Annotated in this window: 19 protein-coding genes; 11 read left to right on the top strand and 8 right to left on the bottom strand. The window is 69.3% G+C overall.

What is annotated here, in order from left to right:
• Nucleotides 1-47 precede the first annotated feature (47 nt).
• Nucleotides 48-1,466 carry a cation:dicarboxylate symporter family transporter gene (locus OG430_RS16985; protein ID WP_442816717.1) on the bottom strand — a complete coding sequence of 473 codons (1,419 nt, stop codon included), beginning with the start codon at nt 1,464-1,466 and terminating at the stop codon, nt 48-50.
• 117 nt (nt 1,467-1,583) lie between these two features.
• Between OG430_RS16985 and OG430_RS16990 the strand changes: the two genes are divergently transcribed.
• The 6 genes from OG430_RS16990 (at nt 1,584) to OG430_RS17015 (ending at nt 7,936) form a co-directional block, all read left to right on the top strand.
• On the top strand, nt 1,584-3,377 hold the full coding sequence (locus OG430_RS16990; protein WP_327353350.1) for a sensor histidine kinase: 1,794 nt from the start codon (nt 1,584-1,586) through the stop codon (nt 3,375-3,377).
• Nucleotides 3,374-4,066, top strand: a complete 693-nt coding sequence (locus OG430_RS16995; RefSeq protein WP_327353351.1) for a response regulator — start codon at nt 3,374-3,376, stop codon at nt 4,064-4,066. Before OG430_RS16990 ends, OG430_RS16995 begins: the two co-directional genes overlap by 4 nt.
• 147 nt (nt 4,067-4,213) lie before the next feature.
• Nucleotides 4,214-4,687: a lamin tail domain-containing protein gene (locus OG430_RS17000; protein ID WP_442816504.1), complete on the top strand. Its 474-nt coding sequence runs from the start codon at nt 4,214-4,216 to the stop codon at nt 4,685-4,687.
• Between the two features lie 103 nt (nt 4,688-4,790).
• Nucleotides 4,791-6,167: an extracellular solute-binding protein gene (locus OG430_RS17005; protein WP_327353352.1), complete on the top strand. Its 1,377-nt coding sequence runs from the start codon at nt 4,791-4,793 to the stop codon at nt 6,165-6,167.
• A 10-nt stretch (nt 6,168-6,177) separates the two neighbouring features.
• The gene (locus OG430_RS17010; protein WP_442816505.1) at nt 6,178-7,068 is read left to right on the top strand and encodes a carbohydrate ABC transporter permease; all 891 of its coding nucleotides are present in this window, start codon (nt 6,178-6,180) and stop codon (nt 7,066-7,068) included.
• Nucleotide 7,069: 1 nt separating this feature from the next.
• Nucleotides 7,070-7,936, top strand: coding sequence for a carbohydrate ABC transporter permease (locus OG430_RS17015; RefSeq protein WP_327353353.1), 867 nt, complete (start codon nt 7,070-7,072; stop codon nt 7,934-7,936).
• A 19-nt stretch (nt 7,937-7,955) separates the two neighbouring features.
• Here OG430_RS17015 and OG430_RS17020 read toward each other — a convergent pair whose 3' ends face one another.
• Both OG430_RS17020 and OG430_RS17025 read right to left on the bottom strand, forming a co-directional pair.
• Complete coding sequence (locus OG430_RS17020; RefSeq protein ID WP_327353354.1) at nt 7,956-9,092, bottom strand: hypothetical protein; 1,137 nt, start codon at nt 9,090-9,092, stop codon at nt 7,956-7,958.
• Nucleotides 9,080-10,303, bottom strand: coding sequence for a hypothetical protein (locus OG430_RS17025; protein ID WP_327353355.1), 1,224 nt, complete (start codon nt 10,301-10,303; stop codon nt 9,080-9,082). Before OG430_RS17025 ends, OG430_RS17020 begins: the two co-directional genes overlap by 13 nt.
• A 211-nt stretch (nt 10,304-10,514) precedes the next feature.
• On the opposite strand from OG430_RS17025, the gene OG430_RS17030 reads away from it, so the two are divergent.
• Complete coding sequence (locus OG430_RS17030) at nt 10,515-11,213, top strand: helix-turn-helix domain-containing protein (protein WP_327353356.1); 699 nt, start codon at nt 10,515-10,517, stop codon at nt 11,211-11,213.
• A 149-nt stretch (nt 11,214-11,362) separates the two neighbouring features.
• On the opposite strand, the gene OG430_RS17035 is transcribed toward OG430_RS17030, so the two are convergent.
• A complete protein-coding gene (locus tag OG430_RS17035; protein WP_327353357.1) occupies nt 11,363-12,388 on the bottom strand; it encodes an ATP-dependent 6-phosphofructokinase in 1,026 nt (341 codons plus the stop codon).
• Between the two features lie 302 nt (nt 12,389-12,690).
• On the opposite strand from OG430_RS17035, the gene pta reads away from it, so the two are divergent.
• The 3 genes from pta to pyk all read left to right on the top strand — a co-directional run bounded on the left by pta (nt 12,691) and on the right by pyk (nt 17,544).
• Complete coding sequence (gene pta, locus OG430_RS17040) at nt 12,691-14,769, top strand: phosphate acetyltransferase (protein ID WP_327353358.1); 2,079 nt, start codon at nt 12,691-12,693, stop codon at nt 14,767-14,769.
• Nucleotides 14,766-16,007, top strand: coding sequence for an acetate kinase (locus OG430_RS17045; RefSeq protein ID WP_327353359.1), 1,242 nt, complete (start codon nt 14,766-14,768; stop codon nt 16,005-16,007). Before pta ends, OG430_RS17045 begins: the two co-directional genes overlap by 4 nt.
• A 106-nt stretch (nt 16,008-16,113) precedes the next feature.
• Nucleotides 16,114-17,544, top strand: a complete 1,431-nt coding sequence (gene pyk / locus OG430_RS17050) for a pyruvate kinase (RefSeq protein WP_327353360.1) — start codon at nt 16,114-16,116, stop codon at nt 17,542-17,544.
• 108 nt (nt 17,545-17,652) lie between these two features.
• On the opposite strand, the gene OG430_RS17055 is transcribed toward pyk, so the two are convergent.
• From OG430_RS17055 to OG430_RS17070, 4 genes are all read right to left on the bottom strand, one after another.
• The gene (locus OG430_RS17055; RefSeq protein ID WP_327353361.1) at nt 17,653-18,807 is read right to left on the bottom strand and encodes a hypothetical protein; all 1,155 of its coding nucleotides are present in this window, start codon (nt 18,805-18,807) and stop codon (nt 17,653-17,655) included.
• Between the two features lie 94 nt (nt 18,808-18,901).
• The gene (locus OG430_RS17060) at nt 18,902-19,459 is read right to left on the bottom strand and encodes a DUF6114 domain-containing protein (RefSeq protein WP_327353362.1); all 558 of its coding nucleotides are present in this window, start codon (nt 19,457-19,459) and stop codon (nt 18,902-18,904) included.
• A gap of 162 nt (nt 19,460-19,621) precedes the next feature.
• Entirely contained in the window at nt 19,622-20,257 is a 636-nt protein-coding gene (locus OG430_RS17065) for a DUF6230 family protein (protein ID WP_327353363.1), read from the bottom strand.
• A 700-nt stretch (nt 20,258-20,957) separates the two neighbouring features.
• Nucleotides 20,958-21,935 carry a tetratricopeptide repeat protein gene (locus tag OG430_RS17070; RefSeq protein WP_327353364.1) on the bottom strand — a complete coding sequence of 326 codons (978 nt, stop codon included), beginning with the start codon at nt 21,933-21,935 and terminating at the stop codon, nt 20,958-20,960.
• A gap of 364 nt (nt 21,936-22,299) precedes the next feature.
• Here OG430_RS17070 and OG430_RS17075 point away from each other — a divergent pair, with 364 nt between their 5' ends.
• A complete protein-coding gene (locus tag OG430_RS17075) occupies nt 22,300-22,923 on the top strand; it encodes a TetR/AcrR family transcriptional regulator (RefSeq protein WP_327353365.1) in 624 nt (207 codons plus the stop codon).
• Nucleotides 22,924-23,001 lie beyond the last annotated feature (78 nt).

Consider the following 23,001-nt stretch of genomic DNA (forward strand, 5'->3'; position numbering starts at 1 on the left):
CCTCAACAGGTCCCGGGCTCCCGTGCGTGCGTACGGCGGAGTGCGGATCAGACTCCGGCCGGCTCCTTCGCGCCACCCTGCGGCGGCACGTCGGCGGACCCGTCCGGAGCGTGCTCGTCGAGCAGCGTCTTCTCGTCGAACGGCAGCTTGCCCGCGAGGACTTGGCCGACCCGCTCCTTGTCGATCTCCTTCGTCCAGGTGCCGATCAGGACCGTGGCCACGGCGTTGCCCGCGAAGTTGGTGAGCGCGCGCGCCTCGCTCATGAAGCGGTCGATGCCGACGATCAGGCCGATGCCGTCCACCAGGGCGGGCTTGTGCGACTGGAGGCCGCCGGCCAGGGTCGCGAGACCCGCACCGGTCACGCCCGCCGCGCCCTTCGAGGCGACGAACAGGAAGAGCAGCAGCGGGATCTGCTCGCCGATCGACATCGGCGTACCCATGGCGTCGGCGATGAACAGCGACGCCATGGTCATGTAGATCATGGTGCCGTCGAGGTTGAAGGAGTAGCCGGTCGGGATCGTGATGCCGACCACCGGCTTGCTGACGCCCATGTGCTCCATCTTCGCGATGACCCGCGGCAGCGCCGACTCGGACGACGAGGTGGACAGGATCAGCAGGAACTCGCGGCTCAGGTACCTGAAGAGCGTGAGGATGTTCAGCCCCGCGACCACCCGCAGCAGCGTGCCGAGGACGATGAAGACGAACAGGAAACAGGTGGTGTAGAAGCCGAGCATCAGGATGGCGAGGTCCTTGAGGACGTCCGCGCCCGCGGAGCCCACGACGGCGGCCATCGCTCCGAAGGCACCGACCGGCGCGGCCCACATCACCATGGCGAGGACGCGGAAGACCAGGCGCTGGATGTGCTCGACACCGCGCAGGACCGGCGCTCCGGCCGCTCCCATGGCCTGCAGCGCGAAGCCCGCGAGCAGGGCGATGAGCAGCGTCTGCAGCACCTCGCCCGAGGTGAAGGCGGAGACGAACGTCATCGGGATGATGCCGAGCAGGAACTCGGTGGTGTTCTTGGCCTCCGCGTCGACCTGCGCATGGCCGACGTCCTTGACCGCGTCGGTCACCGCGAGGCCCGTGCCCGGATCCAGGATGTTGCCGACGACCAGGCCGATGCCGAGCGCGACCAGCGACATGACCGTGAAGTAGACCAGGGCGATACCGCCGACGGCACCGACCTTGGCGGCCTTCCGCACCGAGCCGATGCCGAGCACGATCGTGCAGAAGATGATGGGCGAGATCATCATCTTGATCAGGTTCACGAAGCCGGTGCCGATGGGCTTCAGCTCGACCGCGAAGTCGGGGGCGATCAGGCCCACCGAGATACCGAGGACGACTGCGACGATCACCGCGATGTACAGGTAGTGGGTGCGGTCCCGTCTGGTTTCTTTACTGACTGCGGGTGCCGGTTCGGGGGTGCTGGCGGCCACGGCTGCCCTCCTTGACGTCTGCGTCGGCATCACCGGCGTGCGGCTCACGTCCGGGGTGGGGGATGCCGTGACTATGTCCCGCCCTGTGAGCACGGTCACCCTTGCGTTCATTTAGTTCGCGCTTATCTGCCCAGGCACACTGGCCGCATGCCCCCTGCCGTCCGCATCCCCCGACCCCGCAGCCTGGCCGGCCAGCTCTTCGCCATGCAGGTCGTCCTTGTCGCCGTGGTGGTCGCCGGGTGCGCGGTCTTCGCGTACGTCACCGCGCACGACCGGGCCGAGGAGGCGGCGGGCCGCCAGGCCGGGGCCACCGCGCGGGCGGTGGCGGACTCTCCGTCGGTACGCACGGCCGTACGCTCCGCCGATCCGTCGGCCCGGCTGCAGCCGTACGCGGAGCGGGTACGCAAGGACACCGGCGTCGACTTCGTCACGATCATGGACACGGACGGCATCCGCTGGACGCACCCGCACCGGGACGAGATAGGCGAGCACTTCCTCGGCAACACGGCCCGCGCGCTGCGCGGCGAGACCTTCAGCGAGACCTACACCGGCACGCTCGGCCCGTCCGTGCGGGTCGTCACGCCGATCCTGGACGGCGGGCGGATCACCGGCCTGGTGAGCGCGGGCATCACCGTACGGAGCATCAGCGAACAGGTCGGCAAGCAGCTGGCCGGGCTGCTCGGCGTCGCGGCCGGGGCGCTGGCCCTGGGCGGCCTGGGAACGTACGTCATCAACGCCCGGCTGCGCCGCCACACCCACGGCATGAACGCGGCCGAACTCAGCCGGATGCACGCCTACCACGAGGCCGCGCTGCACGCCGTGCGCGAGGGCTTGCTGATGCTGGACGGCACCCGGCGGATCGCCCTGATCAACGACGGGGCCCGCGAACTCCTCGCCGTCCAGGGCGACGTGGTGGGCCGCGGCATCGCCGACCTCGGCCTGCCCGCCCCGCTGACCGGCGCCCTCCTCGCCACCGAGCCCCGCGTCGACGAGGTGCACCTCACGGCCGACCGTGTCCTGGTCGTCAACACCTCCCCGGTCTCCGGCGGCGAGCGGCGCGGCACCGTGGTCACCCTCCGCGACCACACCGAACTGCAGTCCCTGACCGGCGAGTTGACCCACGAGCGGGGCTTCACCCAGGCCCTGCGCTCACAGGCCCACGAGGCCGCCAACCGGCTCCACACGGTCGTCTCACTGATCGAGCTGGGGCGCGCCGACGAGGCGGTCGACTTCGCCACGGCGGAGCTGGAACTGGCGCAGACCCTCACCGACCAGGTGGTCGCGGCGGTCTCCGAACCCGTCCTCGCGGCGCTGCTGCTCGGCAAGGCGGCACAGGCCAACGAGCGGGGCGTCGAGCTGGAGGTCTCCCCCGACAGCCGCCTCGACGACGGACTGCTGCCCGCCTCCCTGCCGGCCCGCGACCTGGTCACCGTCCTCGGCAACCTGATCGACAACGCGGTGGACGCCGCCGTCGGCACCCCCGGCGCGAAGGTCACGGTGACGGCACTCGCCGCATCCGACGAACTCCTGCTCAAGGTGACCGACACGGGCCCGGGCGTCCCACCCGGCCAGGACGTGTTCCGCCGCGGCTGGTCCGGCAAGGGCGAGGGGCGGGGGCTCGGGCTCGCCCTGGTGCGGCAGACGGCGGAGCGGCATGGGGGCTCGGCGGAGTCCGGCTCACCCGAACCGCCCGCCTCGGGTGCGGAGTTCACGGTACGGCTGCCACTTTCGGCCCGTCCGGCCCATCCGGGCTTCCCTGATCCAGCCCGTCCGGCGTTTGAGGACGAGCGCGAAGCGCGAAAAGGGGGGCCCGGGGGCACAGCCCCCGAAACGGGCCCTGGGGCCGAAGCCCCCAGAACCGCCCCCCACCCACCCCAAGCGGCGCAGCCTTTCGGGAAGGGGCGGGTAGGGGAATCAAAAGACGCGGAGGCCAACCGATGACCGAGCAAGCCCCCATCCGCGTCCTCGTCGTCGAAGACGACCCCGTGGCAGCAGACGCCCACGTCATGTACGTCAACCGCATCCCCGGCTTCGAAACCGTCGGCAAGGCCCACTCCGCAGCAGAAGCCCGCCGCGCACTGGCCAAGTGCGAGGTCGACCTGCTCCTCCTCGACCTGCACCTCCCCGACGGCCACGGCCTCCACCTGGCCCGCTCCCTGCGCGCCGCAGGCCACCACGCGGACGTCATCGCCGTCACCTCGGCCCGCGACCTGGCCGTCGTACGGGAAGGCGTCTCCCTGGGCGTCGTCCAGTACGTCCTGAAGCCCTTCACCTTCGCCACCCTGCGCGACCGCCTCGTCCGCTACGCCGAGTTCCGCCACGGCGCCGCCGGCGAGGCCAGCGGCCAGGACGAGGTCGACCGCGCCCTCGCCGCACTGCGCTCACCCCAGCCGGCGGCCCTGCCCAAGGGCTTGAGCGCGCCCACCCTGGACCGCGTCACCCACATTCTGCGGACGACCCCGGAGGGCGTGACCGCGACCGCCGCCGCCGAGACCGCGGGCATCTCCCGCATCACGGCCCGGCGTTACCTGGAGCACCTGGTCACGGCCGGGCTCGCGGCACGCAGTCCGCAGTACGGGCAGGTGGGGCGGCCGGAGCTGAACTATCGGTGGACCACTGCAGCCAAATAATCGCGGCATCTGCCGTAATACCGGCCAAATAGCGGCAGTTGATGCATAGGGCCAGAAGCATCTACGTACCAGGGTGGCCCGGCCCATAGGGTTCGAGGGAACACTCGAGTGGGATCTGATCCCCCTCGACTTCCCAGGGGGGAATCCATGAAGATCCATCCCATCACCGGCTTCATAGCCGCAACCGCCGTCGCCGCCACCGGCCTGGCGATGTCCCCGGCCTCCGCGGCCCCGGCCGCAGCGCCCCTCCACCAGAGCGGGCTGCACCTCGGCTACATCCACTACGACTCACGGGGCAGCGACACCGGCTCGAACAGCTCCCTGAACGACGAGTGGGTCAACATCCACAACAGCGGCAGCTCGGCCGTCCAGCTCAAGGGCTACAAGCTGAAGGACAACACCGGCTACACCTACACCTTCGGCAGCTACAGGATCGGCGCCGGCAAGACGGTCAAGGTCCGCACAGGCGTGGGCACGAACGCGTCCGGCGTCGTCTACTGGGACCGCGGCTGGTACGTATGGAACAACACCGGCGACAAGGCCCGCCTGATCAGGCCGACCGGCACCCAGCGGGACTCCTGCACATGGGGCAGCGGCCACAGCGCGATCAGCTGCCACTGACTTCACCTGCAGGCTCGCGGCCTGGACGCACGGGCATTGACCTGGCCAGACTGGGCGCTTACGTTCACCGAGCAGCCAACGAAGGCCCTGGGAGGTCGTACCCGTGCGCCCCACCGCCCCACTGCTCGTCGCCACCGTGCTCGTCGCCGGCACCGCGCTCACCGCGTGCGGCTCGGACTCCGGGAGTGATCCGGATGTCGTGAAGGTCTCGTACAAGCAGTCCATGGACAACTCGGTCAAGGTCATGGACACCTATCTCGGCGAGATGACCAAGCAGTTCGAGAAGGCGAACCCGGGCAAGAAGGTGAAGCTTGTCCCGATCAAGGCGCCGGACTCCGAGTACTACACCAAGCTGCAGCAGATGCTCCGCTCCTCGAAGACCGCGCCGGACCTGGTCTACGAGGACACCTTCCTCATCAACTCGGACATCACGAGCGGGTACTTGAAGCCGCTCGACCCGTACCTGAACAAGTGGAAGGAATGGCCCAACTTCATCGACACCGCCAAGGCGGCGGCCAAGGGCGAGGACGGCAAGACGTACGGCGTGCCGGACGGCACGGACACCCGCGGGCTGTGGTTCAGCAAGGCCCTCTTCAAGAAGGCGGGACTGCCCGAGGACTGGCAGCCCAAGAACTGGGACGAGGTGCTTGACGCGGCCCGGACCATCAAGGAGAAGGTCCCCGGCGTCACCCCGCTGAACGTCTACACCGGCAAGCCCGCCGGCGAGGCCGCCACCATGCAGGGCTTCCAGATGCTCCTGTACGGGACGGAAGGCGTGAGCACGGGCGCGGACACCGACCCGCTGTACGACGCGAAGTCGAAGAAGTGGGTGCAGGGCGGGCAGGGCTTCAAGGACGCGCTGAAGTTCGTGGAGACCGTCTACAAGGAGAAGCTCGGCCCGGACGTCGAGGACGCGCTCGATCCCAACTTCGGCACCACGGTCCGCGGCAGCCTCCTCCCCAAGGAGAAGCTGGCGATCAACCTCGACGGCTCCTGGCTGCCGCAGGACTGGCAGGAGGGCGCGGGCCACGAGTGGCCGACCTGGTCGAAGGAGCTGGGCCTCGCCGCGATGCCGACGCAGAACGGCCAGGCGCCCGGCAAGGTCTCCATGTCCGGCGGCTGGACCTGGTCGATCCCGTCGAAGGCCGCCAACCCGGATCTCGCGTTCAAGTTCATCGAGACCATGCAGACCAAGGCCAACGCCCAGAAGTGGTACATCGCCAACTCCGGCATCTCGGTGCGCGAGGACGTGGCGAAGGACCCGGCGTACGTGAAGGCGCAGCCCGGCATCAAGTTCTTCACGGACCTGGTCGCCACGACGCACTACCGGCCCGCGTTCCCCGCGTACCCGAAGGTCTCGGTCGCCATCCAGGAGGCGATGGAGGGCGTGACGACGGGCGATGCCTCGGTCGACGACGCGGCGAAGGGCTACGACGAGGAGCTCGAATCGGCGACCAACGGCGAAGTGATCAAGAAGTGAGCGTCCGTACGTGAAAACAGCTCACCGGGGCGGCGGCCCGCGTCGCCGCCCCCGCGTCCTCCGCGCCCTGCCCCTCACCCCCGCCGTCCTCGTGATGCTGGCGTTCCTTGCAGGACCGATCGGCTACTGCGTCTATCTGGCCTTCACCGACCTGCAGTTGACCGGCCAGGCCGAGTCGAGCTTCGTCGGGTTCGACAACTTCCTGGACGCGTTCGGTGACGAGGACTTCCTCAACGCCGTCTGGCTGACGCTGGTGTTCACGGTGCTGTCCTCGCTCATCGGGCAGAACACCCTGGGCCTCGGCCTCGCCCTGCTGATGCAGCGCGCGTCGAAGGCGGTACGCACCCTCACGGGCGGCATCGTGATCACGGCGTGGGTGCTGCCGGAGGTCGTCGCGGGTTTCTTGCTGTACGCGTTCTTCAAACGCGACGGCACCCTGAACGCGGTCCTCGACTGGCTCCATCTGCCCACCCAGAACTGGCTGTTCGCGCTGCCGATCCTCGCGGTGTCGTTCGCGAACGTCTGGCGCGGCACGGCCTTCTCGATGCTCGTCTACTCGGCCGCGCTCAACGAAATCCCCAAGGAGATCGTCGAGTCGGCCCAGATGGACGGCGCGGGCGGCCTGCGCCGTCTCTGGCACATCACCCTGCCCATGATCCGCCGCTCCATCGGCACCAACCTCATGCTGAACACCCTGCAGACCCTGTCGGTCTTCGGCCTGATCTGGGTGATGACCCGCGGCGGACCCGGCAACGACAGCCAGACGCTGCCGCTGTACATGTACGAGCAGGCCTTCCAGAACAGCATGATCGGGTACGCGACCGCCGTGGCCCTGCTCCTGCTCGTGGTCGGCTCGCTCTTCTCGGTCGTCTATATGCGCCTGCTGCGGACGGAGATCTGACATGGCGACGCGCACGTTCGCCGCCCGGTCACGCGGCCCGTTCCTGACCCCGCGCACGGCCCGCCGCCTCGCCGCCGACCTGGGCCTGCTCGCCCTGGCCGCCGCCTTCGTGCTGCCGCTCGCCTGGGTGGTCCTGTCGTCCCTGGACGAGAAGGCCGACCTGAGAGTGCAGTGGCCGAAGGAGGCGTCCTTCGCCAACTTCGACGCCGTACTGACCGACGAGATCACCTTCACCCCCCTCCTCAACAGCCTCCTCCTGTGCGGCGTCGCGACCCTCCTCACGGTGGTCTGCGCGGCACTCGCCGCGTATCCCCTCTCCCGCTACCGCTCCCGCCTGAACCGCCCGTTCCTGCTCACGATCCTCTTCGCCACGTGTCTGCCGATCACCGCGATCATGGTGCCGGTGTACGCGATGTTCGTTCAGGTCGAGCTGATCGACACCATGCAGGGCGTGATCTTCCTCTTCGCCGCGTCCCAACTGCCGTTCGCCATCTGGCTGATGAAGAACTTCATGGACGGCGTCCCCAAGGAACTGGAGGAGGCGGCCTGGACGGACGGCGCGTCCCCGCTGCAGTCCCTGTTGCGGATCGTGCTGCCGCTGATGGGACCGGGCGTCGCGGTCGTCACGGTCTTCTCGTTCGTGATGATGTGGGGCAACTTCTTCGTCCCCTTCATGCTCCTGCTGAGCCCGGACCAGTTCCCCGCGGCGGTGAGCATCAACGACTTCTTCGGCAACCGCGGGACGGTCGTGTACGGGCAGCTCGCCGCGTTCTCGATCATCTACTCGACGCCGGTGATCGTGCTGTACATGCTCGTCGCGCGGCGGCTGGGTGGAGGCTTCGCGCTGGGCGGGGCGGTCAAGGGCTGAACCGCGGCGCCCCCACCGGTCAGGGCGTGACCGGGGCCTTGCAGCCGTGGGCCTTGGCCGAGCGGGTGGCGAAGGCCTTGAGGGCGGCTCGGGCGTAGGTCTGGTCGGCCTTCGTGTAGTCCCCGCGTGCGGCGGACTCGCGGTCCCACCCCGTGCTGTCGAGCACGGCGAAGGTGGCGGATCCGGCACTGCCGGGGCACTTGGCCGTGCCCCAATACCCTTCGCGCAGCTTGCCCTTGGCGCCCTGGAACGGGGTCGGCTCCTCGTAGTCGTAGTCGTCCTGCTCGGCGCCGTACCGCTCCGCCTCGGCGTACGGGCCGTAGCGGGCGCTGAGCCTGAAGCGCTGCTCGCCCAGCACGTCACCCACCTCGCAGACCTCGGCGGGCGCACCCGCCCGGGCGCTCTCCCACGCACGGGTGACGTCCCGGCTCCGGACGGGCACACCGGCACACGTGCCGTCGGCGCCCGCCAGGGCGATGTGCTCGTCCTCGTTCACCGGCTGGGCGACGGTGCGCAGGCGTGTGCCCAACGGGGCGTCGCAGCGCCAGTGTTCGGAGGCGTTCGCGGCGGTGGCAGTGGCGATCCGGGCGAAGGCGGTGCGCCGGTCCGGGTTGTCCGTGGTGCTCTCCTCCAGCTCCACCTTCACCTTGACGAGCAGATCGTTGCGTCCTTTGCGGCAGTCGAGCAGCACATGGGTCGCCACGGCGTCGTCCCCGTCGGCCTCCTCGGCGAAGACGCCGTGCCAACCCCGGCCGAGCGGCACGGATCTGGAGGTGTTGAGGTCGCCGTACAGTCCCCGGCCGCCCGCTTGGTCGGCGCGTTCGTACTTCGGGGTGGGTACTGCATAGATGTCCACCGAGACCTCTCCCACGTGGGGCGCTTCCCCGACGAGGTCGCAGCCCACCTGAAGCGTGCCCTTGCTGCCGTCGAGCGATCCTTCGGAGAAGGCCTCCTCGTCCTCGTCGGCCTGCACCCCGGCGCCCAGGACCGCCTTCGTCTCACGCTGGGCGACGACTCCTTCGCAGGCATCGTCGAACGCGTCCGCCTGTGGCGATCCGCCACCGAACACGAGCCAGCCGCCCGCAGCGAGGACCAGCGCGCAGACGACCACCGCCAACCTCCCTGCGTACGGCCGCAGTTGCGTCAGCTGTCCCACGACTCGGCCTCCTGCAGAATTTCGGTGTCCCGGCAGTGGGCCTTCTTCGCCCAGCCGCCGTCGGCCGTCAGGTAGCGGTCCAGGAGGGCGCGCACCTGTGTCGAGAGCTTCTTGCGCTCGCCCTTCTCGAAGACGTACGCCTCGTCGCCGTACCCGTCCTCGGAGCCGAGCGTGAAGTCGGGCCGGAGGGCGGCCCGGTGATAGGCCGTGCCCCCGTCGCACACCGATCGGGCCCACAGTTCGAGCCGGCTCTCGCTGCTGAACACGATCTGCCCCGGTGTCAGGCCGGGCACCTGCTCGCGGTGCCGGAACGCCAGCTCGGCCACGGCCTTGCGGTACTCCCGCTCGCCGTCCGCCAGAAAGAGACCCGAGCGGCTCTCCACCCCCGCCTCGATGACGGGGACTCCCTCGACGGACGAGCCGGAATCCCGCCGCACCAGGCAACTCCCCTGCTGCCGGTAGAAGGACGCGTCCCCGGAACGGATCCAGTCGTCGGCGCCGATCCCCAGCGCACCGGGCTTCAGCCAGGAACAGAGGCCGGACGGCTTCCCCGCCATGACGGCTTCGGCCTCGTGCGAGGGTTTCGTGGTCAGCGGGTCGGTGCCGCACTTCTGCCGCGCGGCGACCCAGTTGGCGACCCGCACTGCGGTGCGCGCCACCCGGTACCGGTTCGCCTTCGAGGGGTCCCCGTAGGAGTCGTCCCCCGTCGGCAGGTCGACGGTCACCTCGAAGTCCTTGCTCTCGCGGACCCGGCCCTGCACCCCGCCGGGGCACTCCACGACCAGGGAAGCGCGCGCTCCGTTGTCGTCCGCCAGCAGCCCCCTGGTGCCGGACGGCAGCCGGAACGGGAAGGGGTACGTGTCGTCGGCGGAGGCACGCGGCGCCCCGAGCAGCCCCTCCGCCCGCACCTGCACCCCCAGGTCGAGCCGGCAGTCGAGCAGCGCCCGGCTCTCCTGGCGGGGATCGAGCATCGAGCCGAACTCCTCGCCGTGCACCGGGGTGCCGTCGGGCACGAAGGCGGCCAGGTACTTCTGCGGCAGCAATCCCTCGCAGGCCGCCAGGTGCGCCTTGTTCGCAGCCTTCAGGTCGTCGCGCCGGTCCCCGCGCTCCTCGCACGAAACGGCCCACCACGCGATCACGGCTCCGACCACGACGAGCGCCACGCACCGTGGCACCCACAGCCGCCACCCGTACCGATAGTCCCCCGCCACCCGGCTCCCCCTCGCCCGATCCGGCGGCGCACGCTACCAGCCGCCCCACCCCCGTCAGGGCCTGCACACACAACGTCCACACACCGCCCAGATGATGGACGCCCCACCACGACTTCCCAGGTGAGGGCGTAGACGCCGTGCGTTCCTACGAGAGGTGATCTCAGCAGAACGCACCGTAGTCGACCGACGAGTAGCCCCCTAGCGTGTGCTCGTGCACCAGCAGAGTCAGCCCACACCTCCCTTCAACGCCCCAGCCGCCCGCCGGCTGCGCGAGGCGCTGGGGATGGCCCCCGGTCATGTCGCGTACGGCATCCGCGCCAGCTACGGGCTCAACCACATCACCCCGGACCACATCTCGGCCTGGGAGCGCGGGACGGCCGCGCCCACCGCGGCCGAGCTGAGCGCGCTCGCCGGGGCGCTGTGGTGTGCGCCGGGTGAGCTGCTCGGGGCCGCGACCACCCTGCGGGAGCACCGCCTCGCGCGCGGCCTCGCGCCGGAGGACGTGGCACGGGCGGTGGGCTTCGACCACGAGTCGTATCTGCGGATGGAGGACTCGGGCCAGTGGCGCGGCAACGACCGGCAGTCGGCCGCCCTTGCCCAGGTGCTCGGCCTGTCCCCGCAGGACTTCGCGACGGTGACCGGCCTCGACGAGAAGCTGGCCGACCTCCTGCGCAGCGCGGTGTCCACGCGCTGGCAGGCGTACGTCCGCCCGATCTCCAAGCTCCTGCCGGTGGACCGGCACCGTCTGGAGGACGTGCTGGAGCACATGCACGACGACTACCACGCCCGGATGGCATCGACCCTCGGCTGGGGCGACAGCAGTGCGGAGGACGGCGGGGACTCGGGGCGGGAGTTCCTCGCGGAGATCGTGCCGGTCTTCTGGGCCGAGGTCCGCGAGGCCGGGGCCTGAGACGCCGGAGCCGGAGGCCCGAGGCCCGAGCCGGGACCTGAGTCGCCGGAACTGAAGCACAAAGCCCCGCTGCCCCGGGACCGAAGTCCTGGGGCAGCGGGGCTTTGAGACGTACGCCCAACCGGGTCGGAAGACCGGCCGGAGAGCGGTCAGAACACCGACTCGGCCTCGTCCATGCGGTATTCGGGCACCGTCTTGAGCTCGGTGACGGCGTCCGCGAGCGGCACCATGTCGATGTCCGTGCCGCGCAGGGCGGTGAACTTGCCGAACTCCCCGCGGTGCGCGGCCTCCACGGCGTGCCAGCCGAAGCGGGTGGCGAGCACCCGGTCGTACGCGGTCGGGGTGCCGCCGCGCTGCACATGGCCGAGGATGACCGGCTTGGCCTCCTTGCCGAGGCGGTGCTCCAGCTCCTGGGCGAGGGCGGTGCCGATGCCCTTGAAGCGCTCGTGGCCGAACTGGTCGATCTCGCCGGTGCCGTAGTCCATCGTGCCCTCGACGGGGTGGGCGCCCTCGGCGACGCAGATGACGGCGAACTTCTTGCCGCGCGCGAAGCGTTCCTCGACCATCTTGACCAGCTGGGCCGGGTCGAAGGCCCGCTCCGGCAGGCAGATGCCGTGCGCACCGCCGGCCATGCCGGACTCCAGCGCGATCCAGCCCGCGTGCCGGCCCATGACCTCGACGACCATGACGCGCTGGTGCGACTCGGCCGTGGTCTTGAGGCGGTCCATGGCCTCGGTGGCGACGCCGACCGCGGTGTCGAAGCCGAAGGTGCGGTCGGTGGCGTTGATGTCGTTGTCGATGGTCTTCGGTACGCCGACCACCGGCATGCCCGCGTCGGAGAGCATCCGGGCCGCGGTGAGCGTGCCCTCGCCGCCGATCGGGATGAGGACGTCGATGCCCAACTTCTTGGTGAGGGCCGGGGCGTTGGCCACGGCCTCCTGCAGCCGGCCCTTCTCCAGGCGGGCGGAGCCGAGGATGGTGCCGCCGCGAGAGAGGATGCCGCTCACTCCGACCAGGTCGAGAGGGCGGTAGTAGCCGTCGAGCAATCCCTTGTAGCCGTCTTCGAAGCCGATGACCTGGTCACCATGGGCCGCGACGGCGCGGTGCACGACCGACCGGATCACTGCGTTCAGCCCCGGGCAGTCGCCGCCTGCGGTGAGAACTCCGATACGCATCGTGCTGTTTCTCCTGCTCGCTAGTCGTACGCGTGAGCCGGGTCCCAATTGTTCCACGGGCCTCTTCGGCCCGCCGCTTCCCGTACTCCACCCGAAGGCACTTCCATGGGGTTCCATGGGCCCTATGGCCCGCCCTCCGGGGCCTTTGTCCGGCGGGCGCTCTATCCACCCACAGGGGTATTGTCAAGAGGGCAAGCCCACCATAACGGGTAATTTTGTCCGGGCCCGACTCGTACAGAACGAGCCGGGTCGTACAGGTGAGCCAGTCAAGCAGTGGCACTGAGATGGAACGGAGAGCACGCGTGACGCGCAGCGTGTACGTGACCGGGATCGACCGCGGCGACGGCCGCCAGGTGATCGAGCTGGGAGTCATGGAGCTCCTGACCCGTCAGGTCGACCGGGTCGGTGTCTTCCGCCCGCTCGTGCACGACGGTCCCGACCGGCTCTTCGACCTGCTGCGCTCGCGCTACCGGCTCACCCAGGACGCGGCGACCGTGTACGGCATGGACTACCACGAGGCGTCCGCGCTGCAGGCCGAGAAGGGCACCGACGAGCTGGTCTCCACGCTGGTCGGCAAGTTCCACGAGGTGGCCCGCGACTACGAGGTGGTGCTCGTCCTCGGTTCGGACTTCGCGGACACGCAGCTCCCGGACGAGCTGGGTCTCAACGCCCGCCTCGCCAATGAGTTCGGGGCCTCCGTGCTGCCCGTGGTGGGTGGCGGTACGCAGTCCGCCGAGTCGGTACGGGCCGAGGCGCGCAACGCCTACCGGGCGTACGAGGCGCAGGGCTGCGACGTCATCGCGCTCGTCGTGAACCGCGTGAACCCCGAGGACCGCGACATCATCGCCGAGCGCCTGGACGCCCGGATCCCGGTGCCGGTGTACGCGCTCCCCGAGGAGCCCGCGCTGTCGGCGCCGACCGTCGCGCAGATCGGCCACGCGCTCGGCGCCGAGGTGCTGCTCGGCGACGACGCCGGACTGGCCCGCGACGCCCTGGACTTCGTGTTCGGCGGCGCCATGCTGCCGAACTTCCTGAACGCCCTGACCCCCGGCTGCCTGGTCGTCACCCCCGGCGACCGCGCCGACCTGGTGGTGGGCTCGCTGGCCGCGCACAGCGCCGGTACGCCGCCCATCGCGGGCGTGCTGCTCACCCTCAACGAGCGTCCCGGCAAGGACATCCTGCGCCTGGCCGACCGTCTCGCGCCGGGCACCCCGGTGCTCTCGGTGCCGGGCAACAGCTTCCCGACCGCGCAGGAACTCTTCGCGATGGAGGGGAAGTTGAACGCGGCGACGCCCCGCAAGGCGGAGACCGCGCTCGGTCTCTTCGAGCGGTACGTCGACGCCTCGACCCTCTCCGACCGGCTCTCGGTGGCCCGCAGCGGCCGCGTCACGCCGATGATGTTCGAGCACAAGCTGATCGAGCAGTCCCGCACCAACCTGCGCAAGGTCGTACTGCCCGAGGGCACCGAGGAGCGCGTGCTGCGCGCCGCCGACGTGCTGCTGCGCCGTGGCGTGTGCGAGCTGGTGCTGCTCGGCGAGGAGGAGGCCGTCCGCAAGAAGACCGCGGACCTGGGCCTCAGCCTGGACGGCGCCGAGGTCATCAACCCGCAGACCTCGCCGCTGCGGGAGCGCTTCGCCGCCGCGTACGCGCAGCTGCGCGCCCACAAGGGCATGACGGTCGAGCTGGCCCACGACGTGGTCACCGACGTCAACTACTTCGGCACGCTGATGGTCCAGGAGGGTCTGGCCGACGGCATGGTCTCCGGCTCGGTGCACTCCACTGCGGCGACCATCCGCCCCGCCTTCGAGATCATCAAGACCAAGCCGGACGCGAAGATCGTCTCCTCGGTCTTCTTCATGTGCCTGGCCGACAAGGTCCTGGTCTACGGCGACTGCGCGGTCAACCCGGACCCCAACGCCGAACAGCTCGCGGACATCGCGGTCCAGTCGGCCGCCACCGCCGAGCAGTTCGGCGTCGACCCGCGGATCGCGATGCTGTCGTACTCGACCGGCACCTCCGGCTCGGGCGCCGATGTCGACAAGGTGCGCGAGGCCACCGAGCTGGTGCGCTCGCGCCGCACCGACCTGAAGATCGAGGGCCCGATCCAGTACGACGCCGCCGTCGAGCCGTCCGTGGCCGCGACCAAGCTGCCGGACTCCGAGGTGGCCGGCCAGGCATCCGTGCTGATCTTCCCGGACCTCAACACCGGCAACAACACCTACAAGGCCGTGCAGCGCTCGGCCGGCGCGATCGCCGTCGGCCCGGTCCTGCAGGGTCTGCGCAAGCCGGTCAACGACCTGTCCCGCGGCGCCCTCGTCCAGGACATCGTCAACACCGTTGCCATCACGGCCATTCAGGCCCAGACCCCCAGCAACGTATGACCTCCCCCTCCCCCACAGAAAGCCTCTCCGCTGTGACCGCCACCCGCGTTCTCGTCCTCAACTCCGGCTCCTCGTCGGTGAAGTACCAGCTGCTCGACATGGCCGACAGCTCGCGTCTCGCCGTCGGCCTGGTCGAGCGCATCGGCGAGGAGACCTCCCGGCTCAAGCACACCCCGCTGCTCGGCGGCGGCGCCGAGTCCCGGGAGCAGAACGGTCCGATCCCCGACCACGAGGCGGCCCTCAAGGCCGTCGCCACCGAGCTGGCCAAGGACGGCCTCGGCCTCGACTCCCCCGAGCTCGCGGCGATCGGCCACCGCGTCGTGCACGGCGGCACCAAGTTCACCCAGCCCACGGTGGTGGACGCCGAGGTCCTCACCGAGCTGGAGAACCTGGTCCCGCTGGCGCCGCTGCACAACCCGGCCAACGTCACGGGCATCGAGGTCGCCAAGTCGATCCGCCCCGACCTGCCCCAGGTCGCGGTGTTCGACACGGCCTTCCACTCGACGATGCCGGAGGCCGCGTACCGCTACGCCATCGACCGCGAGACGGCCGACGCGCTCTCCATCCGCCGCTACGGCTTCCACGGCACCTCGCACGCCTACGTCTCCCGCGCGACCGCGAAGCTGCTCGGCAAGACCCCCGAAGAGGCCAACGTCATCGTCCTGCACCTGGGCAACGGCGCCTCGGCGTCCGCCGTCAAGGGCGGGGTGTGCGTGGACACTTCGATGGGTCTGACCCCGCTGGAGGGCCTGGTCATGGGCACCCGCTCCGGTGACCTGGACCCGGCCGTCCTCTTCCATCTGGCGCGCGTGGGCGGGAAGTCGGTCGACGAGATCGACAACCTGCTCAACAAGAAGAGCGGCCTGCTCGGCCTGTGCGGCGACAACGACCAGCGCGAGGTCGAGCGCCGCCGCGCCGAGGGCGACGCCTCCGCCGCGCTCGCCTTCGACGTCTACATCCACCGCCTGAAGAAGTACATCGGCGCCTACGCCGCGGTACTCGGCCGGGTGGACGCGGTCGCCTTCACCGCCGGGGTCGGCGAGAACTCGGCCACCGTGCGCGAAGCTGCGATCGCGGGCCTGGAGGAACTGGGCCTGGCGCTCGACGCCGAGCGCAACTCCGTACGCGGTGACGAGCCACGGCTGATTTCTGCCGATTACGCGCGAGTAGCCGTGGCCGTCGTGCCGACCGACGAAGAACTGGAGATCGCGAACCAGGTGTACGCGCTGGTGCGGTGAATTCTTCTTGACCTCGAATTAGCCACACCTGAGCGCACGTTCGCCCATTTGGACTTTCCGCCAGACGGATTATTCCGTAGAGAAACAAACCGATAGGATCCGCCTCATGCGCCGTTCCAAAATCGTTTGCACGCTGGGCCCCGCCGTCGACTCGCATGAGCAGCTGAAGGCTCTCATCGAGGCTGGCATGAACGTGGCCCGATTCAACTTCAGCCACGGATCCCAGGCAGAGCACCAGGAGCGGTACGACCGCGTCCGCAAGGCTGCCGAGGACACCGGCCAGGCCGTGGGCGTCCTCGCCGACCTGCAGGGCCCGAAGATCCGCCTGGAGACCTTCGCCGAGGGACCCGTCGAGCTGGTCCGTGGTGACGAGTTCACCATCACCACCGAGGACGTTCCGGGCGACAAGTCCATTTGCGGTACGACCTACAAGGGCCTGCCCGGAGATGTCTCCAAGGGCGACCCGGTTCTGATCAATGACGGAAATGTCGAGCTCAAGGTCGTTTCCGTCGAGGGCCCCCAGGTCAAGACCGTCGTCATCGAGGGCGGTGTCATTTCCGACCACAAGGGCATCAATCTGCCCGGTGCGGCGGTAAATGTCCCGGCCCTTTCCGAGAAGGACATCGAAGACCTGCGCTTCGCCCTGAAGATGGGCTGCGACATGGTCGCCCTGTCCTTCGTGCGCGACGCCAACGACGTCAAGGACGTCCACAAGGTGATGGACGAGGAGGGCCGCCGGGTCCCCGTCATCGCCAAGGTGGAGAAGCCGCAGGCCGTCGCCAACATGGAGGGCGTCGTCGCGGCGTTCGACGCGGTGATGGTGGCCCGTGGTGACCTCGCCGTCGAGTACCCGCTCGAGAAGGTCCCGATGGTGCAGAAGCGCCTCGTGGAGATGTGCCGCCGCAACGCCAAGCCGGTGATCGTCGCGACCCAGATGATGGAGTCGATGATCACCAACTCCCGCCCCACGCGCGCCGAGGCGTCCGACGTCGCCAACGCGATCCTGGACGGTGCGGACGCGGTCATGCTGTCCGCCGAGTCCTCGGTGGGCGCGTACCCGATCGAGACGGTCAAGACGATGTCGAAGATCGTCGTCGCGGCCGAGGAGGAGCTCCTCTCCAAGGGCCTGCAGCCGCTGGTCCCGGGCAAGAAGCCGCGCACCCAGGGTGGTGCGGTGGCCCGCGCCGCAGCCGAGATCGCGGACTTCCTGGACGCCAAGGCACTGGTCGCGTTCACGCACTCCGGTGACACGGCCCGCCGTCTGTCGCGCTACCGCACGGGTCAGCCGATCCTGGCCTTCACCACGGACGCCGGCACCCGCAACCAGCTGGCGCTCAGCTGGGGCGTCGAGACCCGCGTGGTCGCGCACGTCGACAACACCGACGCCATGGTCGAGCTGGTCGACGCCGAGCTGCTCAAGCTCAAGCGCTACAACAAGGGCGACACCATGATCATCACCGCCGGTTCGCCCCCCGGCATCCCCGGCACCACCAACATGGTCCGGGTGCACCACCTCGGTGGCGGCGAGCGCGACTGACGCTCCCCCGCTGCCAGTTGGCAGTACGTACGCGCCGAGGGCGCCCCCTGAATCAGGGGGCGCCCTCGGCGTTCTCGCGGCTCCCGGAGAAGTCGTACGTCCCGGAGATCAGTCGATGTAGTTCTTGAGGCCGGGCACCGTCAGGGTCCCGCCGAACTGTGCCGCCTGCGTCACCTTCACATCGGTGAAGTAGATCAGCGGGATGTTCAGCGGCGGCGGGTGCTCGGGGTCGAAGGTGATCGGGATCAGACCGAAGAGCTTGCCGGAGATGCTCTCCGTGTACATGATCGTTTCCCCGTCACGGATCGTGGACGTGGAGCCCTTCGAGGCCTGGATGTGGGCCGTCTTCCCGCCCGGAGCGTCGACCTTCTGGTGCAGGTCCCCGATGTCCGTGCCGTTCTTGATCACGTACTTCAGGACCTGCTTGGTCTTGCCGCCGGCCGTGGTGATGTTGAAGACGCCCTCGTAGTCCGCGCCCTTGAGCAGCAGCGAGCTGGCCTCGAGGTACCACGGCTGGTCGGGTATCGGCGCCGGAGGGATCTCCTCGTCGCCCGCGACCTTCTTCTCGACCACGCACGGGAAGGGCTTCTTGCCGTTCTCGTCCGGGGCCATCGGGTCGGTGGACTCGGCGCCCGCGGAGGCCTCGGCCTTGTCGGCCGCGTCCTCCAGTTCCTTCTTGGCCTTGTCCGCCGCGTCCTCGACACCGTCCTTGGCGCCGTCGACGGCGTCCTTGACCGGGTCACCGGCCTCGCCGGCCGGCTTGTCGGTGTCCTTGTCCCCGGAGTCCCCGGCAGACTCCGACGGCGACGGGCTCGCCGAGGGCGACGGCTCGGCCTCCGGCTCGTCGGGCGTGAAGAAGTCCTTGATCTTCTCGCCGACGCCCAGCGGGTCGAGCGGGTTCTTGGTCTCGGACGGCGAGGGGGTCGGCTCCGGCTCGGCAGCCTTCTCGTCCTCGGCGGACTCACCGGAACCGGAGTCACCGGCGGACGGCGACGGGGTCGCCCCGGGCTCGTCACCCTTGCCGGCATCCGCGCCTTCGGAGGCCGAAGGAGTCGGCGTGGCCTCGTCCTTCTTCTCCTCGTCCTTCTTGGCGTCGTCCTTCTTCTCGTCCTCAACTTCCTTGTCCGGCGCCGTGACACACGGGCCGTCCTGGAAGGGGTTCTTCGGCAGCGGCTTGGCCACCGCGAGAGTCGGAGTCAGACCCATGCCCATGAGGATGGCGCTGGGTATCGCCGCGAGGGACACCGCCTTGCCCGCGGGCATGCTCAGCCTCGTGAGGATCGGCTTCCTGGGGGCTGCATGCCGCGGCCCGGTTCTCGCACGGAGCTCGCCCGCGGCGCCGTCCCGCTGCGCCTCGTCAGCCGGCACTGTGCCTCCCGTTCGTCTCGTTCATCGAGCTGGTTCCTTGCAGGTCCTCACTCGCCCCGCCCGCGGCACCCGCCACTGCGGGCTCCTCGGTACCGTCCGCGGCAGACTCCTCGGCCTTGCGCCCGTGCCGCGCGCCCTTCGCCTGCCCGGAACCGGCCGGCACCCAGGAGATGCCGAGCGCGCCACCGATCAGGGCCAGCAGGAACCCGACCAGGAAGCCACCGATGTTGGACACCACCAGGGAGACCAGCGCGAGCAGGATCGCCGCGACACCCGCGAAGATCCGGGAGTGCTGCTGGAACCACATGGTCAGTCCGAGCACGATCAGCAGTACGCCGATGATCAGCGAACCGGCCCCCGCCGTCGTGGCCATGGCAAGCGTCATATTGCCGAGCTTGATGTTGCCGTAGGGCAAGTAGGCAATCGGGATGCCGCCGAGGGCCGTGAGGAGTCCCGCCCAGAAGGGACGGGCACCCCGCCAGACCCGAAACCTCTCCCTGTAGACGGTGAGAAAGTGTTCGTTCGTCCCGGCAGAGTCGGCGCTCATGGGAAACAGCTCCTTGGAACCGGTGGTACGCAGTACGTGGAGGAGATGATCTGAGGAGATCGATCTGTGGTGGCGGGCGGGGAGACGGTGCCCCACGCCCGCCGGGGCCAGGTGCCCAGCGGCTCTGCATCGCGATGCGCGGCCGCCGGGCTCAGCGAGTGCTTAGAAGCACTCCTGCTTGCCCTTTTTCAGCGACATGCCGAAGTCGTTGAGCTTGAAGGTGCCCGCGCTGGTCGCCCAGGCCGTCTGCTTGACGTCCTTGATCACCGCACGGTCGGCCTGCTGGGCGAAGCCGTTGGGGCTCGCCTGCTCCTTGCCGCCCTTCATGCCCGGGCCCTTGGTGCCGTGTCCGGCGGCGACGCCGATGTCCACGTTGGTGAAGATGGCCTGGGACGAGTCGAGCTGAGCCACATCGATGTAGATGTTCTCGGCCTCGACCGGCTTGCCCTTGCCACCCGCCGTGAGCTGCAGGGTGACATCACCGAGCAGCGGCACGTGCGTCACGACGGACTGGCACATGTTGGTGAGCTTCGCGTTCTTGAACGCGGAGATCGAGACCGGGTGGGCGGCCTTCTTGCCCTCCATGTCGACGCCGACATCGACGCCGCCGTACTGGAGCATGTCGTGGCCGTCGAGCTCATCGACACTGACCTTGAACGACTGGCCGGACACACTGAACGATGCCGCGAGCGCACCCTGCGAGAGGGCCACGCCTATCGCGGCAGTAGCCGCGACGCTCGGCACCATGACTACGGCGAACCGCTTCCATCTGGTTCCGCCACGAGCCACGGATTCCATGACTTTCCTCCTTCTCGGACGTACATCTCCTGACCCTGACTGGCCCGAAGCGGCTCAGCCGGGCAGGGATGGGAGAAGTGCTACGTCCTCGGGAAGGAGAGCGCCTGTGGCACATCCAGGCGCAGAACCGCGACCAGAAATCACCGGCGATCACCCCCGAGCGACAACCACTGGCTGCGTTGGCTCTGACGTCCAAAAACGTGCATTCCCGCGCAACCTTGCGGACAGGCCCTGCCGGATGGCAGAGACCCCCCTGTCCAAGACCGTCGGCGGCGCCTTCGGCCACTCGGTGGGGACCCAGAAGAACCGAGCCCCGAGCTGGCTGTCGGGGGTACGGGAATGGACCGAGCGTGGCCGATCGTGGTCCATTCGGAGCGCCCGCACAAGGGGGTTCGTTACTCGCTGGTAACGGCTGGATAACCGCGTCACGACGGCTCGACACCGGGCGGCCACACAGGGTGCCCCTCACCCCCGTCTCACATCCGGATATGCCGGTGCTTAAGCGGTCAGAACGGGCGGGTTGCTTTACTCCAAGTAACAGCGGCCGCGATTACCAAGATTTGGTAAAGCGCGGCCGCCAAGTCGTTCTGTCGCCAAATTTTCACAAGGCCACATCCGAGGCCCCGGTTTAACGACTGGTCAGGAACCGACCCGTCGGAACCCAGCCTCGCGCCGGGCTTGCCCCGCTGTTAGAAGTGGCCTAGAACAGCGCCCGGGCCAGCGCCGAACGCGCCTTGGCCACCCGCGGATCGTCCGCGCCGACCACTTCGAAGAGCTCGAGAAGGCGTACGCGTACGGCCTCGCGGTCGTCGCCGAAGGTGCGCTTGACCGTCTCGACGAGCCGGCCGAAGGCGTCCTCGACATGGCCGCCCACCAGGTCCAGGTCGGCGGCGGCGATCTGCGCGGCCGGGTCGGCCGGCTTCTCGGCACCGTCCTGGCGCACCTGGTTCGGGTCCATGCCCTCGACGCGCTGCAGGAGTTGGGCCTGGGCGAGGCCGAGCTTGGCCTCGGTGTTGGCCGGGTCGTCGCTCAGCACGTTCTTGTACGCCTGGACCGCACCGCCCAGGTCACCCGCGTCCAGCGCCTGCACGGCCGCCTCGAGGATCGCGTCGTAAGGGCCGGCCGGCGCCTCGGCGGGAGCGGCCGGGGCCCCCTGCGCGTTCGGGTCGACCTGGATCCCGGTCAGGCCGAAGCGCTCCTCGGCGACCTGGACCAACTGGTCGAGGGTGCCCCGGATCTGGGACTCGGGAGCCGCGCCCTGGAAGAGGGGCAGCGCCTGCCCGGCCACCACCGCGAAGACGGCCGGGATCCCCTGGATCCCGAACTGCTGCATCAGCATCTGGTTGGCGTCGACGTCGACCTTGGCAAGGAGGAAACGGCCGTTGTACTCGACCGCGAGACGCTCGAGCAGCGGGCCGAGCTGCTTGCAGGGCTCGCACCACTCGGCCCAGAAGTCGATGACGACGGGCACTTCGGCGGACCGCTGCAGGACCTCGTTCTCAAATCCGGCCTCGTCGACGTCGAAGACGAGACTCGCGGGCGAGACGGCCGCCGGGGCGCCCCCGCCCTGCCGCGCCGCTTCCGCGCGGGCCTGCTCGGCCTTCGCCTTGGCCTCTTGGGCCGCCTTCACCGCGGCGAGGTCGACGACTCCGCTCATGGACATGTTCCGTGGCTGCATGCGTACAGTCTCCCCCCTCCGCGCGCGCGTGTGAAAAGCCCCCGGCCTTTTCGATGGCCGACTCCTTGCGGGCCGCGGCCCGTCCGCAGGCCCCCCGCCGGTTTGCGGGGCGTACGGACAGGTCACGGCCTCGGTCCCGAGGAGGACCTTGTTTCTCCTGAGTTCGTGCCGGGTCCCCACCCGGCACTGTGTGGTTGCCGCTCGCGGTTGAGATTCCCCGTGCAGTCTCACGTACGAGCTTTCGCTACGGGTCGTAGCGTATCTCTGCCGTGATCCACCTGTCCTGCTTTCCTTGGTGATCTGCGCCACTGAGCGCACCTTCGGGCTTCCTGCGCCCGACTTACCGACCGGTATGGTCGCGGGCATGTGCACAACCACGAGCTCTGGGCGGAAGGGACGCCCCCGGAGCGCCGAGGCCGATGCCGCGATCCTGGAGGCGACCCGCGTCGCACTGGTCGAGCTCGGCTGGTCCAAGCTGACGCTGGGCGACGTGGCGGCCCGCGCCGGGGTCGCCAAGACGACGCTCTACCGGCGTTGGGCGGGCAAGAACGAGCTGGTCGTCGATGCGGTCGCGGTGCTCTTCGACGAGCTGACGCTGCCGGATCTGGGGAGCCTTGCGGCGGATGTGGAGGGCGTGGTCCTGCAATTCGCCGCGCTGCTCGAGCGGCCCGAGACGCGGACGGCGCTCATGGCGGTGGTGGCCGAGTCGACTCGGGACGAGGCGCTGCGGGTGCGTATCCGGGCCTCGATCGTCGATCGCCAGAAGCGGCTGGTGCTGCTTGGCCGTGAACGGGCCCAGGCCCGTGGGGAGTTGCCCGCCGAGGCATCGACCTCGGCCGCGGCCGAGACCGCCGATCTCATCTTCGATGTGGTGGCCGGGGCGGTGGTGCATCGCTCACTGGTGAGCGCGGAGCCGGTGGACGCGGCTTGGGCCCGCCGCTTTACCGCGTTGCTGCTGGGCGGGTTGAGCGCGGCTTCTCAGGGGTGAACGATTTTGTCCCCTACCCGCCCCTTCCCGAAATCCTGCGGAGCTGTGTCCTCAAGCGCCGGACGGGCTGATGAAATC

Origin of the sequence: Streptomyces sp. NBC_01304, assembly GCF_035975855.1 — a bacterium.
GTDB lineage: Bacteria > Actinomycetota > Actinomycetes > Streptomycetales > Streptomycetaceae > Streptomyces.

Coding starts and splice junctions, on each gene's coding strand:
- OG430_RS16985 (WP_442816717.1), bottom strand. CDS start 1,466: ATGCCGACGCAGACGTCAAGGAGGGCAGCCGTGGCCGCCAGCACCCCC.
- OG430_RS16990 (WP_327353350.1), top strand. CDS start 1,584: ATGCCCCCTGCCGTCCGCATCCCCCGACCCCGCAGCCTGGCCGGCCAG.
- OG430_RS16995 (WP_327353351.1), top strand. CDS start 3,374: ATGACCGAGCAAGCCCCCATCCGCGTCCTCGTCGTCGAAGACGACCCC.
- OG430_RS17000 (WP_442816504.1), top strand. CDS start 4,214: ATGAAGATCCATCCCATCACCGGCTTCATAGCCGCAACCGCCGTCGCC.
- OG430_RS17015 (WP_327353353.1), top strand. CDS start 7,070: ATGGCGACGCGCACGTTCGCCGCCCGGTCACGCGGCCCGTTCCTGACC.
- OG430_RS17035 (WP_327353357.1), bottom strand. CDS start 12,388: ATGCGTATCGGAGTTCTCACCGCAGGCGGCGACTGCCCGGGGCTGAAC.
- OG430_RS17045 (WP_327353359.1), top strand. CDS start 14,766: ATGACCTCCCCCTCCCCCACAGAAAGCCTCTCCGCTGTGACCGCCACC.
- pyk (WP_327353360.1), top strand. CDS start 16,114: ATGCGCCGTTCCAAAATCGTTTGCACGCTGGGCCCCGCCGTCGACTCG.
- OG430_RS17055 (WP_327353361.1), bottom strand. CDS start 18,807: ATGCCCGCGGGCAAGGCGGTGTCCCTCGCGGCGATACCCAGCGCCATC.
- OG430_RS17060 (WP_327353362.1), bottom strand. CDS start 19,459: ATGAGCGCCGACTCTGCCGGGACGAACGAACACTTTCTCACCGTCTAC.
- OG430_RS17065 (WP_327353363.1), bottom strand. CDS start 20,257: ATGGAATCCGTGGCTCGTGGCGGAACCAGATGGAAGCGGTTCGCCGTA.
- OG430_RS17070 (WP_327353364.1), bottom strand. CDS start 21,935: ATGCAGCCACGGAACATGTCCATGAGCGGAGTCGTCGACCTCGCCGCG.
- OG430_RS17075 (WP_327353365.1), top strand. CDS start 22,300: ATGTGCACAACCACGAGCTCTGGGCGGAAGGGACGCCCCCGGAGCGCC.